Here is a 21,249-nt window from a genome sequence, read left to right as displayed (position 1 = left end):
CCGACTTATGCCCTCCCTGCGAAGCCACCCGGGAAAGTTGGACATTCTTGCGATAATTCAAGTCAAAGGACCCTGTTTCTCCGCTGCCCTTCCCCCGACGTGAAAAAGGCGCATGGACGACATCCATGCGCCTGCACGACGTTCCCGGCACTATCAGCGCCTCACGCCTACTTTCCGGAATGGGCTAGATTGCGTGGAACAGGTAAAGAAGGATGACGATGGGATCGGGATACCGATCTGCCATAGCAGGATGCCTTTCACGACCACTCTCCCTAAACAACACCGAAGTGTCAGGAGAATGCCAGCGCATCCCAATTGTTCCGGATAGGAGAATATTCAATCAAATAGGCGCCATCAGTCAGCGCCTCGAACGCGCCGGTGTCAGCCGACGACGCCGCAAACCATAGCGACGACGAAAAGGAAAGCCGCCGTGAAAAATGTTGCATGGATCGCGGTCTGGATTCTGTGCCGCGTAGTGACCGGCTTCTTTGCCGGAACGGATCCGTACTGGTTCACGTGAGTATGCGAAATACCCAGATTTGCCATGTGTCGCCTCCGCCTGTTTGTTTTGCGGCCGAATTGCCAGCTCGCATTTATATTCTTACATTCTCTATAAGGTAGGTAGAGATAAAATTCCGTCCAGAGCAGACGGAAGAGAAAATCCACCCAGGCGCCAACTCAGCAGAGCGTGCGCCATGCCCAGATCCAGGAACGCTCGACGGCGCTGTCGCTCTGGGGTGCATTGGGGGATGTCTCGATCAACCGGCGATCCTTTTCTGCCGGGATAGTCACGGAGGCGGTTTCCCTCCGCTCGACCTTAACAGGAGGATCGAGGTAACCCATGGTCATCCCACCGAGAAAGAACATGCCTCAACCTCCATCGATCACGAAAGCTAACGGTCGTTAACGGGATCATGACAGAACTAAGGCAGCTGTCAATAGTCTAGTCGAATGGTCGTGTTTTAGGGAAACATTATCCTTAACGCCGACGGCATGCGATATTTTTCAAGGGCTTGAAAACATTGGCTTTCAAGCCTTCACGAAACCCTTGCTCGCGATCATCAAATTTCGCGTGTACTCCTCGTGAACGCTCCCGGCGGCAAGTTCGGCCGATGTCAGCCGTTCAACAATAGCGCCGCCGCGCATCACGGCAAGCCTCTTGCACATATGGGTGATGACCCCAAGATCGTGGCTGACCATGACGAATGTCAGTTTCCGGTCCCGCCGGATCTGCTCCAGCAGATTGAGAACCTCCGCCTGTACGGAGGCGTCGAGCGCCGATGTCGGCTCATCGAGCAGCAGGATAGATGGCTCGACAATCAATGCGCGGGCGATCGCCACACGCTGCCGCTGGCCTCCGGAAAGCTGATGCGGGTAGCGAAAGCGGAAACCATTGCCGAGCCCGACTTCGTCAAGCGCCCGTGCGATGCGCTTCTCGCTGTCGCTGATACCGTGGATGGCGAGCGGTTCCAGAAGCAGCCGGTCGACGGTCTGGCGCGGATGCAGCGACCCGTAGGGATCCTGGAAGACCATCTGGACGCTTCGATAGAAGCCTTTGCTGCGCTTCGAACCTTTAAGCGGCTCGCCGTGAATGCGGATCGTTCCCTCGCTGACAGGCGCAAGCCCGGCGACCGCGCGCAGCAGCGTCGATTTGCCCGAGCCGGACTCACCGACGAGGCCGAAGGATTCGCCGCTTTCGATGGAAACGCTCACATCCTTCAGCGCATGGAAATGGTCGTAGACGACACCAAGGTGGTCTGCAGACAGCGCCGTACTCATAGAGCCCACTCCGGCTTGCGGTCGAGAACCGGCAGCGGATGCCTGTCTTCACCGATCTGCGGCATGCAGTTCAGCAGGCCTTGCGTATAGGGATGCTTCGCGTTGCGAAGCTCGGATGCGGCGATCTCTTCGACGATACGACCGGCATACATGACGATGACACGGTCGCAGAAAGAGGAGACGAGTCTCAGATCGTGGGAGACGAAGATCAGCCCCATACCACGGTCGGACACCAGCCGGTCCATGATCCTCAAGACATCGAGCTGGACTGTTACGTCGAGGGCCGAAGTGGGCTCGTCGGCGATCAGCAGTTCCGGCCCGGCGATCAGCATCATGGCGATCATCGCGCGCTGGCCCATGCCACCCGAAACCTCGTGAGGATAGAGACYGAAGACACGGTTGGGATCGCGGATCTGCACCGCTTCCAGCATGTCGAGCGCACGATCCCGCGCCTCGCCTTTGCCGACCTTCTCATGGGTGCGCAATGTTTCACAGATCTGCTTGCCGATGGTCATGACCGGATCGAGCGAATATTTCGGATCCTGGAGGATCATGGCGATACGTTTGCCGCGCAGCTTGCGCCGTTCGGCAGCCGAAGCCTTGAGGAGATCAAGGCCGCTGAAATCCAGCGTGTCGGCAGTGACGACGCCGTGCGTCGGTGTCAGCCCCATGATGGCGCGGCCGGTCTGCGACTTGCCGGAGCCGGATTCGCCGACGATACCGAGACGCTCCTTGCCGAGCGTGAACGACACGCGACGCACGGCCTCGATAACACCGGTGCGGGTCGGATAGCTGACACGCAGGTTTTCGACGGTCAGAAGCGAGCTCATTGGCCGGCCTCCTTCGGATCGAGCGCATCGCGCAGGCCGTCACCCAACAGGTTGAAGCCGAGGCTGACAACGAGGATGGCAATGCCGGGCATGGCCGCGACCCACCACTGGTCGAGGATGAAGCGGCGCCCGGAGGCGATCATTGCGCCCCATTCCGGCAGTGGCGGCTGTGCGCCGAGGCCGAGGAAGCCGAGGCCGGCGGCCGTCAGGATGATACCCGCCATGTCGAGCGTCACGCGCACGATCAGCGAGGAAATACAGAGCGGCATGACGTGCCTGATAATGATGCGCAGCGGCGAGGCGCCCATCAGCTTGACCGCCGAGATATAGTCGGAGCGCCGGACCGTCAGTGTCTCGGCGCGGGCGATGCGCGCATAAGGTGGCCAGGAGGTGATGGCGATGGCGATGATGGCGTTCTGGATGCCGGGCCCGAGGGCTGCGACGAAGGCAAGCGCCAGCACGAGCTTCGGGAAGGCAAGGAAGATATCGGTGATACGCATCAGCGTCGCATCCACCCATCCTCCGGCATAGCCCGACACAGTGCCGACGATGAGTCCAACAGGCGCGGAGATGATGGCGACCAGCACGACCACGAGCAATGTCAGCCGCGAGCCATAAACGAGGCGTGAGAAGATATCGCGGCCCTGATCGTCGGTGCCGAGCAGATAGCCGGCGCTGCCGGGCGGCAGCAGGCGGGCATTCATGAGATCGCCGACAACGGGATTGTGGGTGGCCATCAGATTGGCAAAGGCAGCAATCAGTAGCAGCGCCACGATGATCAGCAGGCCGACGACGGCAAGCCGGTTTGCCGTAAACTGCCGCCAGGTAACGTAGGCGCGGCCGAGCCGGGCCTGCATGCGTGACTGCGGCCGGTCGGACAGCAACCAGTCACGGCGGCTCAAGGGCGTGGAAGGCGTGGTCGGAACCGTCATCGGTTGCGCGTCCTCGGGTCGAGTATCCGATAGAGAAGATCGGAAATAAGGTTGATGCCGACAAAGACCGTGCCGATGACGATCGTGCCGCCAAGTACGGCGTTCATGTCGGCGTTTTGCAGCGAGTTGGTGATGTAGAGGCCGATGCCCGGCCAGGAGAAGACCGTTTCCGTCAGCACCGAGCCTTCAAGCAGGCCCGCATAGGAAAGCGCTATGACGGTGACGAGCGGCACCGCCGCGTTTCTCAGCGCATGACCCCAGATCACCCGCGTTTCCGATAGGCCCTTGGCGCGGGCTGCCACCACATATTCCTGCGACAGCTCGTTCAGCATGAAGCTGCGGGTCATACGGCTGATATAGGCGAGCGAGAAATAGCCCAGCAGCGAGGCCGGCAGGATGATGTGGCGGAAGACGTCATAGAAAACATCCCACTGCCCCTGCCAGGCACTATCGAGGAGATAGAAGCCGGTGACCGGCGTAAAACTGTACTCATAGACGATGTCGATACGGCCGGGGAAAGCCACCCAGCGCAGCCGCGCATAGAAGATGACGAGCGAGATCAGCGCCAGCCAGAAGATCGGCACCGAATAGCCGACGAGGCCGATGACGCGCACGACCTGGTCGGCAATGCTGCCGCGGCGCACGGCAGCGAGAACGCCAAGCGGCACACCGACAACAGAGCCGATGATCGTGCCGACGGTCGCAAGTTCCAGCGTCGCAGGGAAGACGCGGCGAATATCGACCATGACCGGATTGGTGGTCAGGACGGAATTGCCGAAATCACCGGAAAGGATGCCTTTTAGATAGATATAGAACTGCTCGTAGAGCGGCAGGTCAAAGCCCATCTCGCGGCGGACTCGCTCCACGACATGGGTCGGCGCGCGGTCGCCGAGTATGGCGAGCACGGGATCGATCGGCACAACGCGGCCGATGAAGAAGGTGACGGCCAGAAGGCCGAGATAGGTGGTGGCGGCGGCGAAGAGGAAACGCCCCAGCGCCTTCGCAAAGGAGAGTGCACGGCCCTTGCGGGGCCGCGCCTCCTGTCTTGTTTCGACGATGCTCACTGGATCAGCCTAGCCGGCTCATCACTTCGAGATCGGGCCTACATAGTTCGTGTCGAAGCTGGGACCCAGCTTGAAGTCCTTGAGGCTCTTGCGATAGCCAGCCACTTCGATCTGCTGGAAGATGACGACGAAGGGGCTGTTGGCCAGGAACTTTTTCTGGACATCCTCATACATGGCCGCACGCTTAGCGGCGTCACGTTCAAGAAGGGCAGCCTTCGTTTCCTTGTCGAGCTCGGGCGCTTCCCAGGTATTGCGCCATGCGAGCGTCTTCACCGTACCGGCGTCGGAATTGTCCGGGTTGGATGTGAACGTGTCGGCGTTAGAGTTCGGGTCGAAATAGTCCGAGCCCCACTGGCCGATATATATGTCGTGCGTGCGAGCGCGGTACTTGGTCAACGTCTGCTTGCCGTCACCGGGGATGATTTCCATCTTCACGCCGGCCTGGGCGAGTGTCTGTTGCATGGATTCGGCAATGCCGGTGACTGGCTGCGTGTTGCGCACATCCATGGTGACCGAGAAACCATCCGGCAGGCCGGCCTTGGCGAGCAGTTCCTTCGCCTTGGCAACGTCGAGCTTGTAGGGGTTCTCATTCAGCGCACCGAGCTGGCCGGTCGGCAGGAAAGTCTGGTGGATCTCGCCGATGCCCTTGATGAGGGTCGCGCCGATTGCATCGTAGTCGACCAGATATTTGAAGGCTTCCTGGACCTCAGGCTTCTTCAGATTCTCGTTCTTGCCGTTAAGGCTGACATAATAGACCGTGCTCTTCGGCGCATTAGTCGTCGCCAGATCCGCATTTTTGGTCACGGCGTCGAGGTCACCGGGCTCCAGGTTGCGGGCGATATCGATATCACCGGCCTCAAGCGCCAGGCGCTGAGCGGAGCTTTCCTTCATGTAGCGGTAAATGACGCGATTAAGCTTTGCCTTCTCGCCGTAATAATTGTCGTTACGCTCCATGACGACGACTTCGTTGGCGCGCCACTCACGCAGCTTGTAAGCGCCGGAGCCGGCATAATTCGTCTTCAGCCACTCGTTGCCGAAGTCGTTGTCGTATTTGTGGTCGGCATCGACGGTGACCGGTTTCACATGATCGAGAACCAGCTTCTTGTCGACGACAGAAGCCACCGTTGCCGTCAGGCAGTTCAGTACGAAGCTCGGCGCATAGGCCTTGTCGACAGTGAAGGTGAAGGTGGTCGGATCGACGGCCTTTGCCTTTTCGGTGACGTTGTCGCCGGTCAGGCCGAACTGGGTGAGAATAAAGGCCGGGCTCTTGTCGAGCTTCACGGCACGCTCGAAGGACCAGGCAACGTCTTCGGCGGTGATCGGATTGCCGGAGGCGAACTTCAGATCCGGCTTCAGCTTGAACGTATAGGTCAGGCCGTCATCGGAAACGGTCCAGCTGTCGGCGAGATCGCCCTTGATCTTTGACGTGTCGTTCATGTCGAGACGAACGAGCAGGCTGTAGGTGTTGCTTGTGACTTCCGCAGTCGAAAGCTCGAAAGCTTCGCCCGGATCCATCGTGATGATGTCGTCGATGGCAAAACCTTCGACGAGCGTGTCCTTCGGCGTCTCTGCAAAGGCCGCAGGCGCTGCTACCATCAGGAGCGAAAGGGCAGCCCCTGCGGAAAGAAGACGGAAGCTGCGGTTGAGTTTGGTAATCATCATGGTTTGTTCCCCTGTTTTGATTGATTACTAATTATTATTTGGTTTCAAGCGTCCTCTTCCCTCCACGCCGAAGCCAGAATGCGAAGCCAGTTTTCGCTGGCCATTTTGGTCAAGTCCTCCTCACCATAGCCAGCTTGCCGGAGAGCGGCAATCAGCCTCTGGTTGCCCGAGGCATCACCGATTTCTTCCGGAATGGTAGCACCGTCAAAGTCCGAGCCGAGCGCAACGCAATCGATCCCGACGCGGTTCACGAGATAGTCGATGTGGCGGATCATGTCGGAAAGCGGCGTGTCGGCATCTGAGCGGCCGTCCGGACGAAGCATCGCGGTGGCGTAGTTCACGCCGACGAGGCCGCGACGCTCACGGATCGCATCGAGCTGCCTGTCGGTGAGGTTGCGCGCGAGCGGCGTCAGCGCGTGGACGTTGGAATGGCTAGCTACGAGCGGCTGATCGCTCGTCTTCGCCACATCCCAGAAGCCTTTCTCGGTAATATGGGCAAGGTCGACCATGATGCCGAGACGATTGCACTCGCGCACCAGCGCGAAGCCGGCTTCCGTCAGACCCGGCGCCGTATCCGGCGAGCTCGGGAAGGCAAAGGGCACGCCATGACCGAAGATATTGTGCCGGCTCCACACCGGGCCGAGCGAGCGCAGCCCGGCGGCATAAAAAACATCAAGCGCAGCAAGATCGGCGCTGATCGCCTCGCAGCCTTCGATATGCATGACAGCAGCGAAAATGCCTGATGCCATCGCCTTACGGATATCTTTCACCGTGCGGCAGAGCCGCCAGGCGCCGGCACGGTCGAGCCGGAGCGCAATCGCCGCCATTTCCGTAGCAATTGTGAGCGACGGCAGTGGATCAAGGGGGGCAGCAAGCGGCGTTGCGTAGTGGCCGTTCCCATCCGGATCGGCAAAAACCAGATCGCCCGAGGGAATGTAGATGGCACAAAGGCCGCCCGCCAGACCGCCGGCCTTCGACCGCGGAGCATCTATATGGCCTGCGGTCGTACCGTTAGCAAATTCCGCAACCGGATCACTTCCGTCTTTCGCATGGGACCAGAGTCGAAGGAGAACGTCGTTATGACCGTCGAATACGAGTTGCATCTGCTTTCCTGCACTGCCCGAACGGGCGGATCGAAGCGGCAAGAATAGAAAAGCTGGCAGAAAGCGCCACCTATTTTTTTACAAATGCGCAATGGAGAAACCGTGCAATTTTGCGATGCAAAAAGGTAACGTCGCAAATACCTTGGATGCCGCAGTCCGCAGGCTCAACCGCCGCGGAACGTCTTTTTCTGCCAATGATCTGAGAGAACCCCATGAGTGAGGAAATTTTCCCGGCGCTTATTCGACAATACCCGGATGCCAGGCTGACGACAGCCGATCAGCCCTTGCCGGAAGCCGATTTTGAGACACAGAAACACAAGCACTTTTCCCGCCGGGCGTTGGGCGGAGCGATCGGCATCGTCCATAATGCCAGAGGCCAAATCGTCTTGGCGAAGAGAAGCGGTATGCATGCAGGCTGGTCTCTGCCGGGCGGAACGGTCGAAGAAGGCGAGGATTTCTCCGCCACATTTCGCCGGGAGATATCTGAAGAGATCGGCGTGTCTTTGGACCTGGTAGATCTGATCGAAGTCGAACGAAAAAAGTTTATTTCACCACAAGGCGAAACCTTCGATTTTCTGCTCACCGTCTTCGAAGCACGGATGCGTGAGGAAGAGCTGCCGGGACCAACGGATGACGCTATCGCGGAGGGACTGGAAATCGCTCTCTTCTACCCCGCCGATATTCCTTCCGAGATGATTTTGGGTGATCGCCAGAAACTCATGCAACATGTGAAGATATCGGGAGCCCTGGATTCTTCGTTGTGATCGCAGTCATTCTCCATGAAACAATGAAGGGGGCCGAAGCCCCCTTTTTTCGGTTCAGTGCTTGGTTCGTTTCTTCTGCCTGTAGACGTCGATGACGACGGCCGCGATGATGATGACGCCCTTGACGATTTCCTGGTAATAGGCATCGATCCTGAGGAAAGTGAAGCCTGACGTCATGACGCCGAGGATGATGGTGCCGATGACGGTGCCGGTGATGCGCCCGACGCCGCCGGTAAGCGAGGTGCCGCCGATGACGGTCGCGGCAATCGCGTCGAGTTCATACCCGACCCCCATGCTCGCTTGCGCGGTTTCAGCGCGCGCTGCCGTGACGATACCGGCAAGACCGGCAAGCAGTCCCGCGATCACATAGACCTTGACGAGGTGCGCCTCGATATTGATGCCAGATACGCGCGCAGCCTGCGGGTTCGCGCCGATGGCATAGGTGAACTTGCCATAGCGCGTGTAGCGCAGCGCAATATGAAAGATCAGCGCGACGACGAGGAAAACGACAACCGGCCACGCCTTGGTTCCAATGAAATGAAACTGCTCGGTAATGCCGGAAACCGGCTGTCCCTTCGTATACCACTTCGCCACACCTCTGGCCGAAACGAACATGCCGAGCGTCGCGATAAACGGCGGTATCTTCGTGTAGGCGATGAGCGCGCCGTTTATGAGACCGGCCGCCGCCCCGATCAGCAGGCCGATCATGATCGGCACGAGAGCCGGCAGGTCGGTCAGCGACGGGAAGACGGCTCGTCCCCAGGTAGAGGACTGGGCGAAGCTCGTTGCGATCATCGCTGTCATGCCGACGACCGAGCCCGACGAAAGATCGATGCCGCCGGTGATGATGACCTGGGTGACGCCGACGGCGATAATGCCGATGACGGAAACCTGCAGGATCATGATCGTCAGGCGCTGCGAGTTCAGAAGGAAGCTCTGGCCGATGAAGATCCAGCCAAGGATTTCGTAGATGAGCGCAATACCAACCAACACGAGGAAGATGCTGAGTTCCGGCGGCACACGCCGCCTTCTCGGCCGGGTTGCGAGCGGAGCCGTACCCTCTGCTGCCTTGGTAGTCATGTCAAACCTCCCTTTGGCGATCGCGGACAGCGCATCACTGCGCAGCCAGTTCCATCACCTTGATCTGCGTTGCTTCATCGCGATTGAGGAAACCGGTCACGCGTCCTTCATGCATGACCATGATGCGGTCACTCATGCCGAGCACTTCGGGCATCTCGGACGAGATCATGATGATCGCCACGCCGTTTCGCGCCATTTCGGTGACCAGCCGATGAATTTCCGCCTTGGCGCCGACATCGATGCCGCGTGTCGGCTCGTCGAGGATCAGGATCTTCGGATGGGTGAGCAACCAGCGCCCGATCAGCACTTTCTGTTGATTGCCGCCCGAAAGATTCTCGACCCGCTCGTAAAGACTGGGCGTTTTCACGCGTAGCCTTTTTGCCATGTCTTCGCACGTCGCCTCGATCGCACCCTGCTGCACGAAGCCGCCCTTGACATATCTGTCCTGCAGGACGGCAATCTGCATGTTCTCCAGAACATCGAGGATCAGCAGGCAACCGGTGTCTTTCCGATCCTCGGTCAGAAACGCCATCTGGTGACGGATGGCCTCGGTCGGCGAGGATATGGTCACCGGCTTGCCGAAGAGTTCAACCGAGCCGGAACTCGCCGGCGTTACTCCGAAAAGCGTTTCGGCGACGTTCGAGCGCCCGGAGCCGACAAGGCCGGCCACACCGAGAATCTCGCCGGCTCTCACTTCGAAGGAGACGTCGCGGAAGACCCTGTTGAGACAGAGATCTTTGACCGAGAGCACGACCTCGCCGATCGGTACCTCTTCCTTGGGGAACATCTGGGTGATCTCGCGCCCGACCATCATGCGGATGATGTCGTCGCGGGTGACCTCGGTCGAGGCATGCGTGCCGATATAGCGGCCGTCGCGGAAGACAGAGAATTCGTCGGCGATCTCGAAAAGCTCGTTCATCTTGTGGGTGATGTAGACGATGCCGATGCCTTGGGCCCTGAGATCGCGGATAATGCGGAAAAGATGCTCGACCTCGCGCTCCGTCAACGCCGAAGTCGGCTCGTCCATGATGAGGACGTCGGAATTGTAGGAAACCGCCTTGGCGATCTCGACCATCTGCCGGTTTGCGACCGAGAGATAGCGGACTTCGATATCAGGATCGATCGCGATATTGAGCCGGGCAAACAGCTCCTCGGTCATGCGATGCATCACGCCATGATCGACGAAACCGAAGCGGTTCTTGGGCTCGCGGCGAATCCAGATATTTTCCGCAACCGTCATGAACGGCATCAGGTTCAGTTCCTGATGGATCATGGCGATGCCGTTTTCCAGCGCATCGAGCGGAGATTTCAACCGGATTTCGACCCCTTTCAGGCGGATATCGCCTTTGTCGGGCGTGTAGATGCCGGCGAGGATCTTCATCAGCGTCGATTTGCCAGCGCCGTTTTCGCCCATCAGCGCATGCACGGAGGCGCGCTTCAGCCGGAACTGCACGTCGTCGAGCGCGACGACGCCCGGAAATTCCTTGCGAACACCCTCTGCGCTCAAGAGATATTCCGCATTCGGAACTGCGCCGCTCGCGCGCACGGCGGCCATGGTTGACGGGCTGACGGCCATATCATCTCCTCCGGATACGGACAGGCTGAAAGGATGCGGGCAGAGCCCGCATCCTGCTTGGCGTTTGCCTCAGTTCTTGGTGACGAAGTCCTTGACGTTGGCGGGCGTGACGAGCTGGAAGGGGATGTAGACCTTCTTGTCGGCCTTTTCGCCCTTGGCAATCTTGAGTGCCGTATCGAGCGCGCCCTTGCCCTGGCCGGCGGCATCCTGGAACACGGTAACGTCAAGGTCACCCGCCTGCATTGCAGCAAGCGCGTCCTGCGTGGCGTCAACGCCGCCGACGACGACCTTGCTCATATCCTTGCCGGCTGCCTTCAGCGCCTGGATGGCGCCGATCGCCATTTCGTCATTGTTGGAGATCACGGCGTCGAACTCTATGCCGCTGGAGAGCCAGTTGGTCATCAGGTCGGCGCCCTGGGTACGATCCCAGTTGGCCGTCTGCTCTTCCACGATCTCCAGTCCCTTGCATTCGTCCGTCTTGATGACGTCATGAACGTCCTGGGTCCGCATGCGCGCAGCCTGGTTGGAGAGTTCGCCCATGATGACGACGGCCTTGCCCTTGCCGCCGAGAATACGGCAGATTTCCTTGGTTTCCAGCGTGCCGGATTCCTGCTCGTTGGAAGCCACGAAAGCCTGCTTGTCCGGCAGCGTGTCGACGTTGACCGGCTGGCGGTTGACGTAAACCAGCGGAATGCCTGCATCGGCCGCAAGCTTCGACATCGCCGTCGTCGCATCGGTATCGACAGGGTTGACGATGATTGCATCGACCTTGGAGGCGATGAAATTCTGGATCTGGCTCTGCTGCTTGGAAACGTCGTTCTGCGCGTCTTCAACCTGCAGTGTGACCCCACTAAGCGTCTTTGCATAATCGGTCATGCCGTTGCGCAGAACGGTCAGGAAGTTATCGTCAAATTTGGCCATCGAAACGCCGACGGTTTCTGCGTGTGCGGCCGTCGACAGGACGAGCGCCATCGCAGTTCCCAGGATGAATTTTTTCATTGCATTTCCTCCACAAAGCGGTGCCCGGCTGCACCCTCCTCACGCCGGGGCCCCAGACATCCGTCTGCAGACCTCAATCCCACGCCGCCTCTCCCGTGGCGGCTCCGTCAAAACGGAACAAACAAACCGTAAAATTTATTTCGCGGAATATTCATTCCATTTTATCGAAACGGCGTCAAGCCTCTTTGCCGATTTCGGCCGTCGTTGCCGAATAGACGATGCCTGCTGCGGCGAATTGTGCGTGATCAGCCTGTTGCAATCCGCCCATGATGGGCAGAGAACCGTCACAGGCGCTTATTGCGAAAGCCGTAGAGATCCCCATCTAGTCGGAGCCCCGAACAGCCTGCGCACACCGGCTGTTTTTTAAAGATTTTGGAGACAGGACAATGTCCATTTCGATGTATCGCCTGACCGTGCCTATGTTCCAGCGCGGCATTGCCAGCCTGAAGACCTATCTCGACAAGGCGGAAGCCTATGCCGAGGAAAAGAAGATCGACCCGACCATCCTCGTAAACGCTCGCCTCGCCCCGGATATGCTGCCGCTTTCCGGCCAGTACCAGCGCGCCAGCGATAGCGCCAAGTTCGCGCTCGCCCGCCTGACGGCGACTGACGCGCCTAAATTCGAGGATAATGAGGCGACGATCGCCGACCTGCGCGAACGTATGGTCAAGACCGAGGATTACCTTGCGAGCTTCGCTGCCGAGGCTCTTGATGGTAGCGATGTGAGAGAGATCACCGTGCCGGGCCGCAATGGCTCCGTCGTTCCCGGCATCGAATATGTCGCCCTCTTCGCGCTGCCGAACTTCTATTTTCACGTGACGACGGCACATGCCATCCTGCGCAACCAGGGTGCGCCGGTCGGCAAGCGGGATTTCCTCGGAAACTTCTGATGTTTAATCAGGGCCGGTACATTACCGGCCCTTTTTCCGTCAGTTCGGTATAGGCAAGCGTCTGATCCAGATGCCGTGCTCTGAGCGACAGCAGCCGTTCGGCATAGTTGAGCCGCACCGAGGCATAGGCCGGATCATCGGCAAGATTGCGCAGCTCCATCGGATCGTTGACGAGATCGAAGAGCAGCGCCGGCAATGCGGTGAAATGCACGTATTTGAATTGCTCGTCGCGGATGATGGCAAGATTCAGCTCGTTCGACCGAAGGCCGAAATACCGCTCCGCCTCGCCATGAACGATATCCCGGAAATCGAATTCCCAGAAAGCCGCATCTCGCCAGCCCTGCGCGATGCCGCCATCGAGGAAAGGCGTAAGCGATCGCCCGTCGATGCCGTTGGTGGGCCTGATACCGAGCCGATCGCAGAGCGTAGGGAACACATCGGCAGCACTGGTGAAATTCTCGACGATACCGCCGGCGGAAGCCGCGCCAGGATCGCGGATGACGAGCGGAATATGATAGCTACCGTCGAAATAGCCGCCTTTGCCAAGGGTCCAGTGATCACCCGCCATCTCGGCATGATCGGACGTGAAGACGACGATCGTATTGTCCCATTCGCCGACGTCCTTCAGTGCTTGCCAGATACGCCCGAGCTGGTCGTCTACCTCGGCAATCATCCCGTAGTAGATCGACCTGATGGCGTCGAAGTCGGCAGCGCTCAAATCGCTGAGCGGCCCTTCCGCCCCACGGATGAAACTGCCCTTGTCGGCACGCGGCATGGCATAGGCGAGATAGGGATGGCCTTGCTGTTCCATTTCGCGGCCTATCGCACGTGCAAAGGCCGGGCCTCCGCCCGGCTTGAACATGCGGTTGAATGGCTCCGGCACGGAGAAGGGCGGATGCGGCCGCAGGAAGGAAATATGCGCGAACCACGGCGCATCCTGCTCACCCATCCAGCGGATGAGTTCCCCGGTCAGGAAAGCGGTCTGTGTCTCTTCGCGTGAATAGGCTGGCGCCGCATTCGAGATTTCCCCCGCTGCAGTGCCGACCGGAATATGGATATCACGGCTGACGGCATCAGCGCGGCCGCGCAAGCGTAGCCAGGAAAGCCATTGCCTCTCATGCTCGGGCAGGAGCTGGCGAACAGTGAAACCCGGCAGCACACCTTCATAGGTCGTCAGATGCGGATCATCGGCATCCATATCGCGCGGATCGGGCGCCGTGTCCGTGTAGCCGAACAGCGTCGGATCGTAACCCGCCCGTCTTGCCGCCAGCGCCAGATTGTCGAACCGCCGGTCGAGCGGCGAGCCGTTCCGGCAGACCCGGTGGTTCATCTGGTAGAGGCCGGTATAAAGTGTGGCGCGCGCCGGCGAACAGGGAGCAGCACCGGCATAATGGCGCCGGAAAAGCGTTCCCTCCTTCGCCAGGGCATCGACATTCGGCGTCCTGACGCAGGCGTGCCCTACAGCCGAGAGGCAATCGCCGCGCCATTGATCCGCAGTGATGACGAGAACGTTGGGCTTTCGCCGACGTTCAGTGGTGATTTGATCTCGCATGCCAGTTCCAGGCCGACTGAATGATCTGCGAGAGATCATACTGCGGCACCCAGCCCAGCACGTCCCGCGCCTTGTCGTTATTGGCGACCAGCGTGTGCGAATCGCCTTCGCGACGACCGATATACTCGACCGGGAAGGGCTTGTTGGAGACGTCCTCGATGGCGCCGAGCAATTCCTTCACAGTGGTACCGGTGCCCGTGCCGAGATTGAGCGCGACGGATTCGCCGCCATCCAGCAGATATTGGACGGCGCGCACATGCGCGTCGGCAAGATCGAGAACATGGATATAGTCGCGCACGCAGGTGCCGTCGCGCGTCTCGTAATCGCTGCCGAAAACCTTGAAGCCCTGGCGACGGCCCAGCGCCGCATCGATCGCCAGCGGGATCGCATGCGTTTCCGGCTGGTGCCATTCGCCGACCCGGCCTTCGAAATCGGCACCGGCAGCATTGAAGTAGCGCAGCACGACGGAGCGAAGGCTCTTGTACTGGTCGTAATCGGCAAGCGCTTGCTCGACGATATATTTGGTACGGCCATAGGGATTGATCGGCACCTGACGGTGCGTCTCATCGAGCGGCACGCTCTGCGGCAGACCATAGGTCGCGCAGGTGGAGGAGAAGACGAAAGCATTGATGCCGGCGGCCTGCGCTGCCGACAGCAGCGTCAGCGTGCCGATGACGTTGTTCTCATAGAAGGAGACCGGATCCTTGACCGATTCGCCGACTTCGATCAGCGCCGCGAAATGCAGGATCGCCGACGGCTTGTGCTTTGCCAGCACCTCATCGAGCCGGGCGCGATCGCGAATATCACCCTCTTCCGCCGGTCCCCATTTGACGAATTCGCGATGGCCGTTGGAAAAATTATCGAAGACGACGGGCTTGTAACCCTTGTTCGCCAGATCGAGACACGTATGCGAGCCAATATACCCAGCGCCGCCAACGACGAGTACCGTTTCACCTGCCATACATCTCACCTTTTGCAAGCCACAGATGCGCAGACCTTAGCCAAGTTACACGTCAGTAAAAAGTTATCTCGGTTACATATCTGCAAAAATAAGAAGATTAGAGACGGCTTGCATACGGAATACGCCTTTCGGCAGGGCGATTGACTTGCCGGCCACATAAAAAACCGGACACGTCTCGAGTGTGCCGGCAACGGCTTTCGCATCGGAGACATTCGTTATATCGCTAGCGACGTCGGCAATGAACGCGGCCGTCTCAGCCGTTTAGTTGTCGCAGAGATCAGGCGACATCTGGCCGACGAACCGTTGCGCTATAATGTTACCGTCGAAAGCCTGCTTATTCAGGCCTAGAGGAGGAAATATGAAAAAGGCGATCATCGTCTGGGGCGGCTGGCTGGGCCACGAGCCGGAGCCCTCCGCCAATATCGTTGGCGAATTGCTGCGCGAGGATGGCTTTGCAGTCGAAATCACCAATGATCTAGGCATATTCGGGTCGCCGCTCCTCGCCAGCGCCGATCTGCTGGTGCCGATCATTACCGGCGAGAAGCTGGAAAAGCCGCATGCGGATGCCCTGGTCGAAGCTGTTCGCGGTGGCCTCGGCCTCGGCGGCCATCACGGCTGCCTTGCCACCTCCTTCAAGGAAAGTGCCCCCTTCCGCTACGTCTCCGGCGTCACCTGGGTTGCCCATCCCGGCAATGTCATTGACTTCCGGGTTGCCGTAACGCGGCAGGACGATCCGTTAATGGAGGGCATTCCAGACTTCGACTACCGCTCGGAGCAGTATTATCTGCACTATGATCCCTCGGTCGAAATCCTCGCTACCACGACCTTCACCGGCCAGTACGATCCTGCCGCGCGCAATGTCGCGATGCCCGTCGTCTTCAAGCGACATTTCGGCGAGGGCCGCATCTTCTATTCCGCACTTGGCCATGTCGCCGCTGAATTCAGCCACCCCTACATGCCCCTCATTCTCCGGCGCGGTCTCAGTTGGGCCGCTCGCCAGTAATCGGGGCAGGATCGGAAGGAGCTGCGATGCTCGGTTGGGGGCTTCGATGAACATACAGAACCGAGGACCGTTCAGGCCATGATTGCGAACAAGCCCGCCTGACAATGAAAAAGCCGCCGACGCGACGGCCAGCAGGCTTTAGCATTCAGTATATAAAAGCGCCTCTGCGACGCCGGCCTCAGCCGAGCCTAGCGGCCAGCCGCCTTGCGCCGGCTGCTCTCACTATCCTGCGCCTCAGCCTCGTCATAAGCGCGCATCAGGCGCCCGGCTGCCTTCAGCTTTTCGATGAGATCGCTCCCATCGGCAGAGGCCTTGGTGGCTTCAAGCTGTTCGAATTCTCTGTGCGCCTGCGCCCAGTGGCTTTCGCCCCGACCATGCGGCCGGCCTTCCTCTTCCCAGATGGCATATGCCCGCTGGCTGACCCAATCATCCCGATTACGACTCATTGCAAAAACCCCAGCCAATAAATACGCACACGCAATACCAATGAGAATAAAAGTGCCAGCCTGGACTTTAGGAGTCGTTACTGCGGGATGTAATTTTGCAGGATAAATTGCTTAGAAAAGAGTAGTTTTTCGTTGGCTATAGTTAAAAGGGCGGAAACGTTCGTCCGCCCTGATATGTTCAAACAGCGATAGACTCTTCAACCGCTTCCTCGGCTTCACCGGTACCTCGTCCCATGAAGGTGAAAATGACGATTGCCGTCAGAATGGTAATGCCGGTTAGAAACCACAGAAGCAGGCCGAAGGCACTATTATAGGCACGGATGAGTTCCAGTTCTCCCATGCCGGAAAGGGCCTGACCCGCACCGTTGAGATCCCCCGTCACCAGTCGCTGTGCCGCCACTGTCGCTTCATGGCTTGTTCCAAGATAGGACTGCGTCAGTGCGGAGAGGACCGCACTCACGATAGCGAGCGCCACCCCTTCGCCGGCAACGCGGGTCGTACTGAAGATCCCGGTTGCCATGCCGGCACGCTCCTTCGGCACGACACTGACGGCAAGTCCGTCCATGAGACCCCAGGGCAGGCTGATGCCGATACCGATCGTCAGCAGCGGTGCGATAAGCGCCACATGGTCCGAACCGACGGGAATGTGCGCGAGCCAGAAGAGACCGGCAGCCGAAATGACGAGACCGACGCTGCAGATCGTTGCTGCCGGCAACCACCGGGTCAGCAGCCCGGCCGCGATCGGCAGGATGAGAAGCGGACCGGAAAGCGCGATCATCATCTGTCCGGCGGCGACCGCACTCAAACGCTCGACACCGACGAAGCGCACCGGCAGCAGGATCAGCAGGACGACGAAAGCATAAGCGGGAGCCGCCGCCAGAAGCTGCACACCGACAAAGCGAGGGTAGCGGAAAAGCGTCAGATCAAGCATCGGCCGCTTTACGAGATGCTCGATGAAGCAGAAGAGGGCCATCAGCAGCGCCGAGCCAAGAATGAGCCCAAGCGTGAGAGCATCGCCCCAGCCGCTTTCCGGCACCCGCAGCACGCCATAAGTAAAGAGCGATAGGGCGAGCGTGAAGCTGATAGCGCCCGGCCAATCGAGCCCCCTTGCCTCGGGGTCGCGGGTTTCCGTCAGGAATACCGCCCCGAAAACGAAAGCGATGATAGCGAAGCCAACCACGAGTGCGAAAATCGCTCGCCACCCGAAGGCCTCGATCATCATGCCCGACGCCATCGGTCCGAACGCCAGGCCAATACCGAAACTTGCACCGACGAGACTGAAGGCGCGCATGCGTTCCTTTCCGTCAAACTCCTGTGCCAGCGATGCCATTCCGCCGGAAAAGGCCGCGGCCGAGCCGAAACCCTGAAGCGCGCGAAGGCTGTCGAACCAGATAATGTCAGGCGAAAAAGCAAGCCCGCCGGCAAACAGGATGAAGGCGGCAAGGCCACACAGGAAGATGCGTTTGCGGCCATAGCTGTCTGCCAGCGCGCCGGCCGCCATCAATGTGCTGCCGAATGTCAGCATGAAGGCATTGGTGACCCAATTATGGGCAATAGGGCTGCCGCCAAGTTCGGCACTGATCGCCGGCAGGGCCACCGCGGGACCAGTGAATGTGAGCGGCATAGCCGCGGCCGCAGAGCAGACGGCGATCAAGACGAAGATTTTCTCCGCGATACTTGTAGGTTTGGACTTGTGGGGAACGGTCATCTGATATCCGCTGGTTCGAGGGTGGGACGCGCTTGGGAGGGGCGCGGGGCGCTGAAACGCCTGGACTTCGATTGCGGAAAGCAGCATAAATTGAGGATAATTCTTCGATAACCTATGGTTTGTTCCGCGTATAAAGGAAGAAACCGCTCGAATGGACCTGCATATGGACCAACCGCTGGGTGGCCTCACGGCATTTGTCAGAACGGCGGATCTCGGAAGTTTCGTCGCCGCCGGGCGTGCTCTCGGCCTTTCCGCCTCCGCTGTCGGCAAGGCTGTGACCGCGCTTGAACAACAGCTCGGCGTCCGCCTGTTCCAGCGCTCGACACGAAGCTTGCGGCTGACGGGAGAAGGCCGCCTGTTCCACGAGCGTTGCCGGCGTATCCTTGATGACCTGGAAGACGCCCAGGCCTCTCTGGCACAGGCAGTCGCGACCCCTCGGGGACGGTTGCGCGTCAGCGTGCCGCTGGTCAGCTACCATCTGATCCTGCCGATCCTGCCGGAATTCGTGAACCTCTACCCGGAGGTCGAACTGGATCTCGACTTCAACGACCGGATTGTCGACTTGATCGAAGAAGGCGTCGATGTTGCAATCCGCAGCGGGACATTGCCCGATTCAAGACTGATGTCGCGTGCGCTGCGCCCGTTTCAACTCTTGCTATGCGCCGCGCCTGCCTATCTGGAAAAACACGGAACACCCGATTGCCCTCGTGATCTCGAAGGCCATCTGAGCGTCCGGTTCCGATTTCCCAATTCCGGAAAGCTGCAGCCCTGGCCGCTCAGCCTCACAGCGGACCATCCGGAAATCAGAACCCGTACCGTTCTGACCTGCAACAACATGGAGGCGCTACGCGGCGCTACCGTCAGCGGCATGGGTATCGGCTGCATGCCGGATTTCCTCGCGCGCGACCCGCTAGCCAACGGCAGGCTGCGCACCGTGCTGGACGCCCATATAGACGCCCCTGCCCAGTTCCATCTCCTCTGGCCATCCAACCGGCACCTCTCGCCCAAGGTCCGCGTCCTCGTCGATTTCCTCAGCGAAAAACTATTCTCAGACCGCTGTGAGATTCACATGGAAGAAGAGCGACGATCACAGCCCTTGAAGCCCTGAAAACTTGCACCACTGCAGATGATTGCATCGGAGAAAGCTGCAGGCCGGCATTGATTCCGATCGAGGCGAAAAACGCCATCGTCAACGAGACCTTTGGGGAATGCGCAGACGACGTCATCGAAACAATGAAGCCACAGTTCCGAAACGCAAAGCATGTCACGCACCCACGAACGCAAAATCGATACCCGGAGCCTATTATAGTGTGATTCAGATCAACGACGCAGAAATACATCCCTTAGTAGCAAATCCAAAACTTTGAGGAACAAAGGTTGACGCGATAACCCGTAATGGATATAGAGCGCTATCGATACTTTGTTTGCCGTTATTTGTTTTTGCTGCGCTTCGCGCTTCTTGATCAACTTTCCCTCTCAAAAGTCGAAACAACCGCCGTGCGTCGCCCGGCGGCAGATTAATCGTTGCTATGAAAGGGTTTGTTATGACCACCGGCACAGTTAAATGGTTCAACGCCACCAAGGGCTTCGGCTTCATTCAGCCTGACGACGGCAGTGCGGACGTCTTCGTTCACATCTCCGCAGTCGAGCGCGCCGGCATGGGCTCGATCGTTGAAGGTCAGAAGCTTGGCTATCAACTTGAGCAGGACCAAAGGTCCGGCAAAATGTCCGCAGGCCAGCTTCAGGCCGCTTAAGGCTTAACTCCCCATGACCACGGATGTACTGGCATGGTGATGAAGGCATAGAAGGCCAGGCGGATGTCTGGCCTTTTTCGTTGGTATTGAACTGCCACCGATCCGCAATCTGCCCATGCCGAAGAGCTGCTACCGCCGGCTTTCAACCGTATCGGGTCGAAATCGCAGATGCCGGTCGCAAACCCGCTGCCAGGCCTGCCATGTCCGTGCTGCGCGCGGCGATAAAAGGCGACTGCAGAGAATGTCACAGACCCGCATTTCAAAACGATTACACCATTCAAGGACCGAACTTTGACTACAACCGAAAAAAGCACCAAAGACACCGCGCCGGCGCCACTGGTCTCGCTGACGCCGACCCAGATCAGGGGTTTAAAGCTCGCGAAGGACGGTGACCTGTTTGCCCAGGACGGCAATAAATGGACCCATCTGAACGCCACCGTCACCTATGCCAGGACCGACCGTTTCAAGGAGCGGCCGATCAAGGTGAAATTCCTGACAACGACCACGTTGAACGAATTGCGAGACTACGGCTTTCTGCAGAGCCTGGACGCAGATGCGACCCCGGAAACCTCCGCGCAGGGCATTACCATGGCAGGCAAAATGTGGCTCCTGAAGAATAAATGATCGCTGGGCAGAACGGATATTGTGAGCGCTGGAGGTTTGATCTGTGACATCGGCAGGTTTCGCATGCTGTTTCGACGTGGCCGACCTCAGGCTGAAATAAGCATTGTGAAAAGCCTTTAGTTATCAGCGACATAGTGGCGCCACATTACCGCCCGTTAAAGCACTGACTCGTAAGCATATCCCACTAGCCGATCACGTTCTGCGAACTGAAATCGACCTTATTGGCAGAATTGAGATCAGGGTAAGCAACAGGTATCACGCCGTCCGCGCTGAAAAAGCACTTTTCATAAGGGTTATGAAAAGGACGTGGCGGAGAGGGTGGGATTTGAACCCACGATACCCTTGCAGGTATGCCGCATTTCGAGTGCGGTGCATTCGACCACTCTGCCACCTCTCCGCGGTCTGGTCGGCGCTTGTTCGGCGCGGGCGTTCTCATAACGAGCAAATGACAGGCTGGCAATTTGCGTTTTCGGCACCGGCAGTGTGGCCGCAGCGCGCCGCTAAAAGTCTGAGTTGCAGTAG

General features: G+C 58.9%; 20 protein-coding genes and 1 tRNA gene. 6 read left to right on the top strand and 15 right to left on the bottom strand.

What is annotated here, in order from left to right; all coding sequences use genetic code 11:
- Positions 1-678: 678 nt before the first annotated feature.
- The 7 genes from AC1DTN_RS07800 to AC1DTN_RS07770 form a co-directional block, all read right to left on the bottom strand.
- On the bottom strand, positions 679-867 hold the full coding sequence (locus AC1DTN_RS07800) for a hypothetical protein (RefSeq protein ID WP_113319858.1): 189 nt from the start codon (positions 865-867) through the stop codon (positions 679-681).
- Between the two features lie 162 nt (positions 868-1,029).
- Positions 1,030-1,779 (bottom strand): ABC transporter ATP-binding protein, encoded by a 750-nt coding sequence (locus AC1DTN_RS07795; RefSeq protein ID WP_477920304.1) that lies wholly within the window; start codon positions 1,777-1,779, stop codon positions 1,030-1,032.
- On the bottom strand, positions 1,776-2,609 hold the full coding sequence (locus AC1DTN_RS07790; RefSeq protein ID WP_477920303.1) for an ABC transporter ATP-binding protein: 834 nt from the start codon (positions 2,607-2,609) through the stop codon (positions 1,776-1,778). The genes AC1DTN_RS07795 and AC1DTN_RS07790 overlap by 4 nt, the downstream gene beginning before the upstream one ends.
- The gene (locus AC1DTN_RS07785; RefSeq protein WP_477920302.1) at positions 2,606-3,541 is read right to left on the bottom strand and encodes an ABC transporter permease; all 936 of its coding nucleotides are present in this window, start codon (positions 3,539-3,541) and stop codon (positions 2,606-2,608) included. Before AC1DTN_RS07785 ends, AC1DTN_RS07790 begins: the two co-directional genes overlap by 4 nt.
- Positions 3,538-4,605 (bottom strand): ABC transporter permease, encoded by a 1,068-nt coding sequence (locus tag AC1DTN_RS07780; protein ID WP_113319862.1) that lies wholly within the window; start codon positions 4,603-4,605, stop codon positions 3,538-3,540. The genes AC1DTN_RS07785 and AC1DTN_RS07780 overlap by 4 nt, the downstream gene beginning before the upstream one ends.
- Before the next feature lie 21 nt (positions 4,606-4,626).
- On the bottom strand, positions 4,627-6,267 hold the full coding sequence (locus AC1DTN_RS07775) for an ABC transporter substrate-binding protein (RefSeq protein WP_113319863.1): 1,641 nt from the start codon (positions 6,265-6,267) through the stop codon (positions 4,627-4,629).
- Between the two features lie 44 nt (positions 6,268-6,311).
- Entirely contained in the window at positions 6,312-7,370 is a 1,059-nt protein-coding gene (locus AC1DTN_RS07770) for a dipeptidase (RefSeq protein ID WP_477920301.1), read from the bottom strand.
- Positions 7,371-7,582: 212 nt separating this feature from the next.
- On the opposite strand from AC1DTN_RS07770, the gene AC1DTN_RS07765 reads away from it, so the two are divergent.
- Positions 7,583-8,134: an NUDIX hydrolase gene (locus AC1DTN_RS07765; RefSeq protein WP_477920299.1), complete on the top strand. Its 552-nt coding sequence runs from the start codon at positions 7,583-7,585 to the stop codon at positions 8,132-8,134.
- A gap of 54 nt (positions 8,135-8,188) precedes the next feature.
- Here AC1DTN_RS07765 and AC1DTN_RS07760 read toward each other — a convergent pair whose 3' ends face one another.
- The 3 genes from AC1DTN_RS07760 to AC1DTN_RS07750 all read right to left on the bottom strand — a co-directional run bounded on the left by AC1DTN_RS07760 (position 8,189) and on the right by AC1DTN_RS07750 (position 11,789).
- On the bottom strand, positions 8,189-9,214 hold the full coding sequence (locus tag AC1DTN_RS07760) for an ABC transporter permease (protein WP_310385437.1): 1,026 nt from the start codon (positions 9,212-9,214) through the stop codon (positions 8,189-8,191).
- Positions 9,215-9,248: 34 nt separating this feature from the next.
- On the bottom strand, positions 9,249-10,790 hold the full coding sequence (locus AC1DTN_RS07755; RefSeq protein WP_477920298.1) for a sugar ABC transporter ATP-binding protein: 1,542 nt from the start codon (positions 10,788-10,790) through the stop codon (positions 9,249-9,251).
- Positions 10,791-10,859: 69 nt separating this feature from the next.
- Positions 10,860-11,789, bottom strand: a complete 930-nt coding sequence (locus AC1DTN_RS07750; protein ID WP_310385441.1) for a sugar ABC transporter substrate-binding protein — start codon at positions 11,787-11,789, stop codon at positions 10,860-10,862.
- 386 nt (positions 11,790-12,175) lie between these two features.
- Between AC1DTN_RS07750 and AC1DTN_RS07745 the strand changes: the two genes are divergently transcribed.
- Entirely contained in the window at positions 12,176-12,679 is a 504-nt protein-coding gene (locus AC1DTN_RS07745; RefSeq protein WP_477920297.1) for a DUF1993 domain-containing protein, read from the top strand.
- Positions 12,680-12,686: 7 nt separating this feature from the next.
- Here the strand turns inward: AC1DTN_RS07745 and AC1DTN_RS07740 are convergent, their stop codons facing one another.
- On the bottom strand, positions 12,687-14,231 hold the full coding sequence (locus AC1DTN_RS07740; RefSeq protein ID WP_477920296.1) for an alkaline phosphatase family protein: 1,545 nt from the start codon (positions 14,229-14,231) through the stop codon (positions 12,687-12,689).
- Positions 14,209-15,192, bottom strand: coding sequence for a UDP-glucose 4-epimerase GalE (gene galE / locus AC1DTN_RS07735; protein ID WP_113319871.1), 984 nt, complete (start codon positions 15,190-15,192; stop codon positions 14,209-14,211). Before galE ends, AC1DTN_RS07740 begins: the two co-directional genes overlap by 23 nt.
- Before the next feature lie 358 nt (positions 15,193-15,550).
- Between galE and AC1DTN_RS07730 the strand changes: the two genes are divergently transcribed.
- Positions 15,551-16,195 carry a ThuA domain-containing protein gene (locus AC1DTN_RS07730; protein ID WP_439016877.1) on the top strand — a complete coding sequence of 215 codons (645 nt, stop codon included), beginning with the start codon at positions 15,551-15,553 and terminating at the stop codon, positions 16,193-16,195.
- Between the two features lie 188 nt (positions 16,196-16,383).
- On the opposite strand, the gene AC1DTN_RS07725 is transcribed toward AC1DTN_RS07730, so the two are convergent.
- On the bottom strand, positions 16,384-16,641 hold the full coding sequence (locus AC1DTN_RS07725) for a DUF2934 domain-containing protein (protein WP_037102067.1): 258 nt from the start codon (positions 16,639-16,641) through the stop codon (positions 16,384-16,386).
- A 178-nt stretch (positions 16,642-16,819) separates the two neighbouring features.
- On the bottom strand, positions 16,820-18,349 hold the full coding sequence (locus AC1DTN_RS07720) for an MFS transporter (protein ID WP_477920295.1): 1,530 nt from the start codon (positions 18,347-18,349) through the stop codon (positions 16,820-16,822).
- A gap of 163 nt (positions 18,350-18,512) precedes the next feature.
- Here AC1DTN_RS07720 and AC1DTN_RS07715 point away from each other — a divergent pair, with 163 nt between their 5' ends.
- The 3 genes from AC1DTN_RS07715 (at position 18,513) to AC1DTN_RS07705 (ending at position 20,727) form a co-directional block, all read left to right on the top strand.
- A complete protein-coding gene (locus AC1DTN_RS07715) occupies positions 18,513-19,457 on the top strand; it encodes a LysR family transcriptional regulator (protein WP_477920391.1) in 945 nt (314 codons plus the stop codon).
- Positions 19,458-19,893: 436 nt separating this feature from the next.
- Positions 19,894-20,103, top strand: a complete 210-nt coding sequence (locus AC1DTN_RS07710; protein ID WP_007824862.1) for a cold-shock protein — start codon at positions 19,894-19,896, stop codon at positions 20,101-20,103.
- A gap of 336 nt (positions 20,104-20,439) precedes the next feature.
- On the top strand, positions 20,440-20,727 hold the full coding sequence (locus AC1DTN_RS07705) for a hypothetical protein (protein WP_037072484.1): 288 nt from the start codon (positions 20,440-20,442) through the stop codon (positions 20,725-20,727).
- A gap of 307 nt (positions 20,728-21,034) precedes the next feature.
- On the opposite strand, the gene AC1DTN_RS07700 is transcribed toward AC1DTN_RS07705, so the two are convergent.
- Positions 21,035-21,124 (bottom strand) — tRNA-Ser (locus tag AC1DTN_RS07700).
- Positions 21,125-21,249: the final 125 nt, after the last annotated feature.

This window comes from Rhizobium sp. 01T444, from assembly GCF_056398305.1.
Note: the sequence above shows the minus strand (reverse complement) of the source record. Positions and strands in the feature narration are given on the sequence as shown.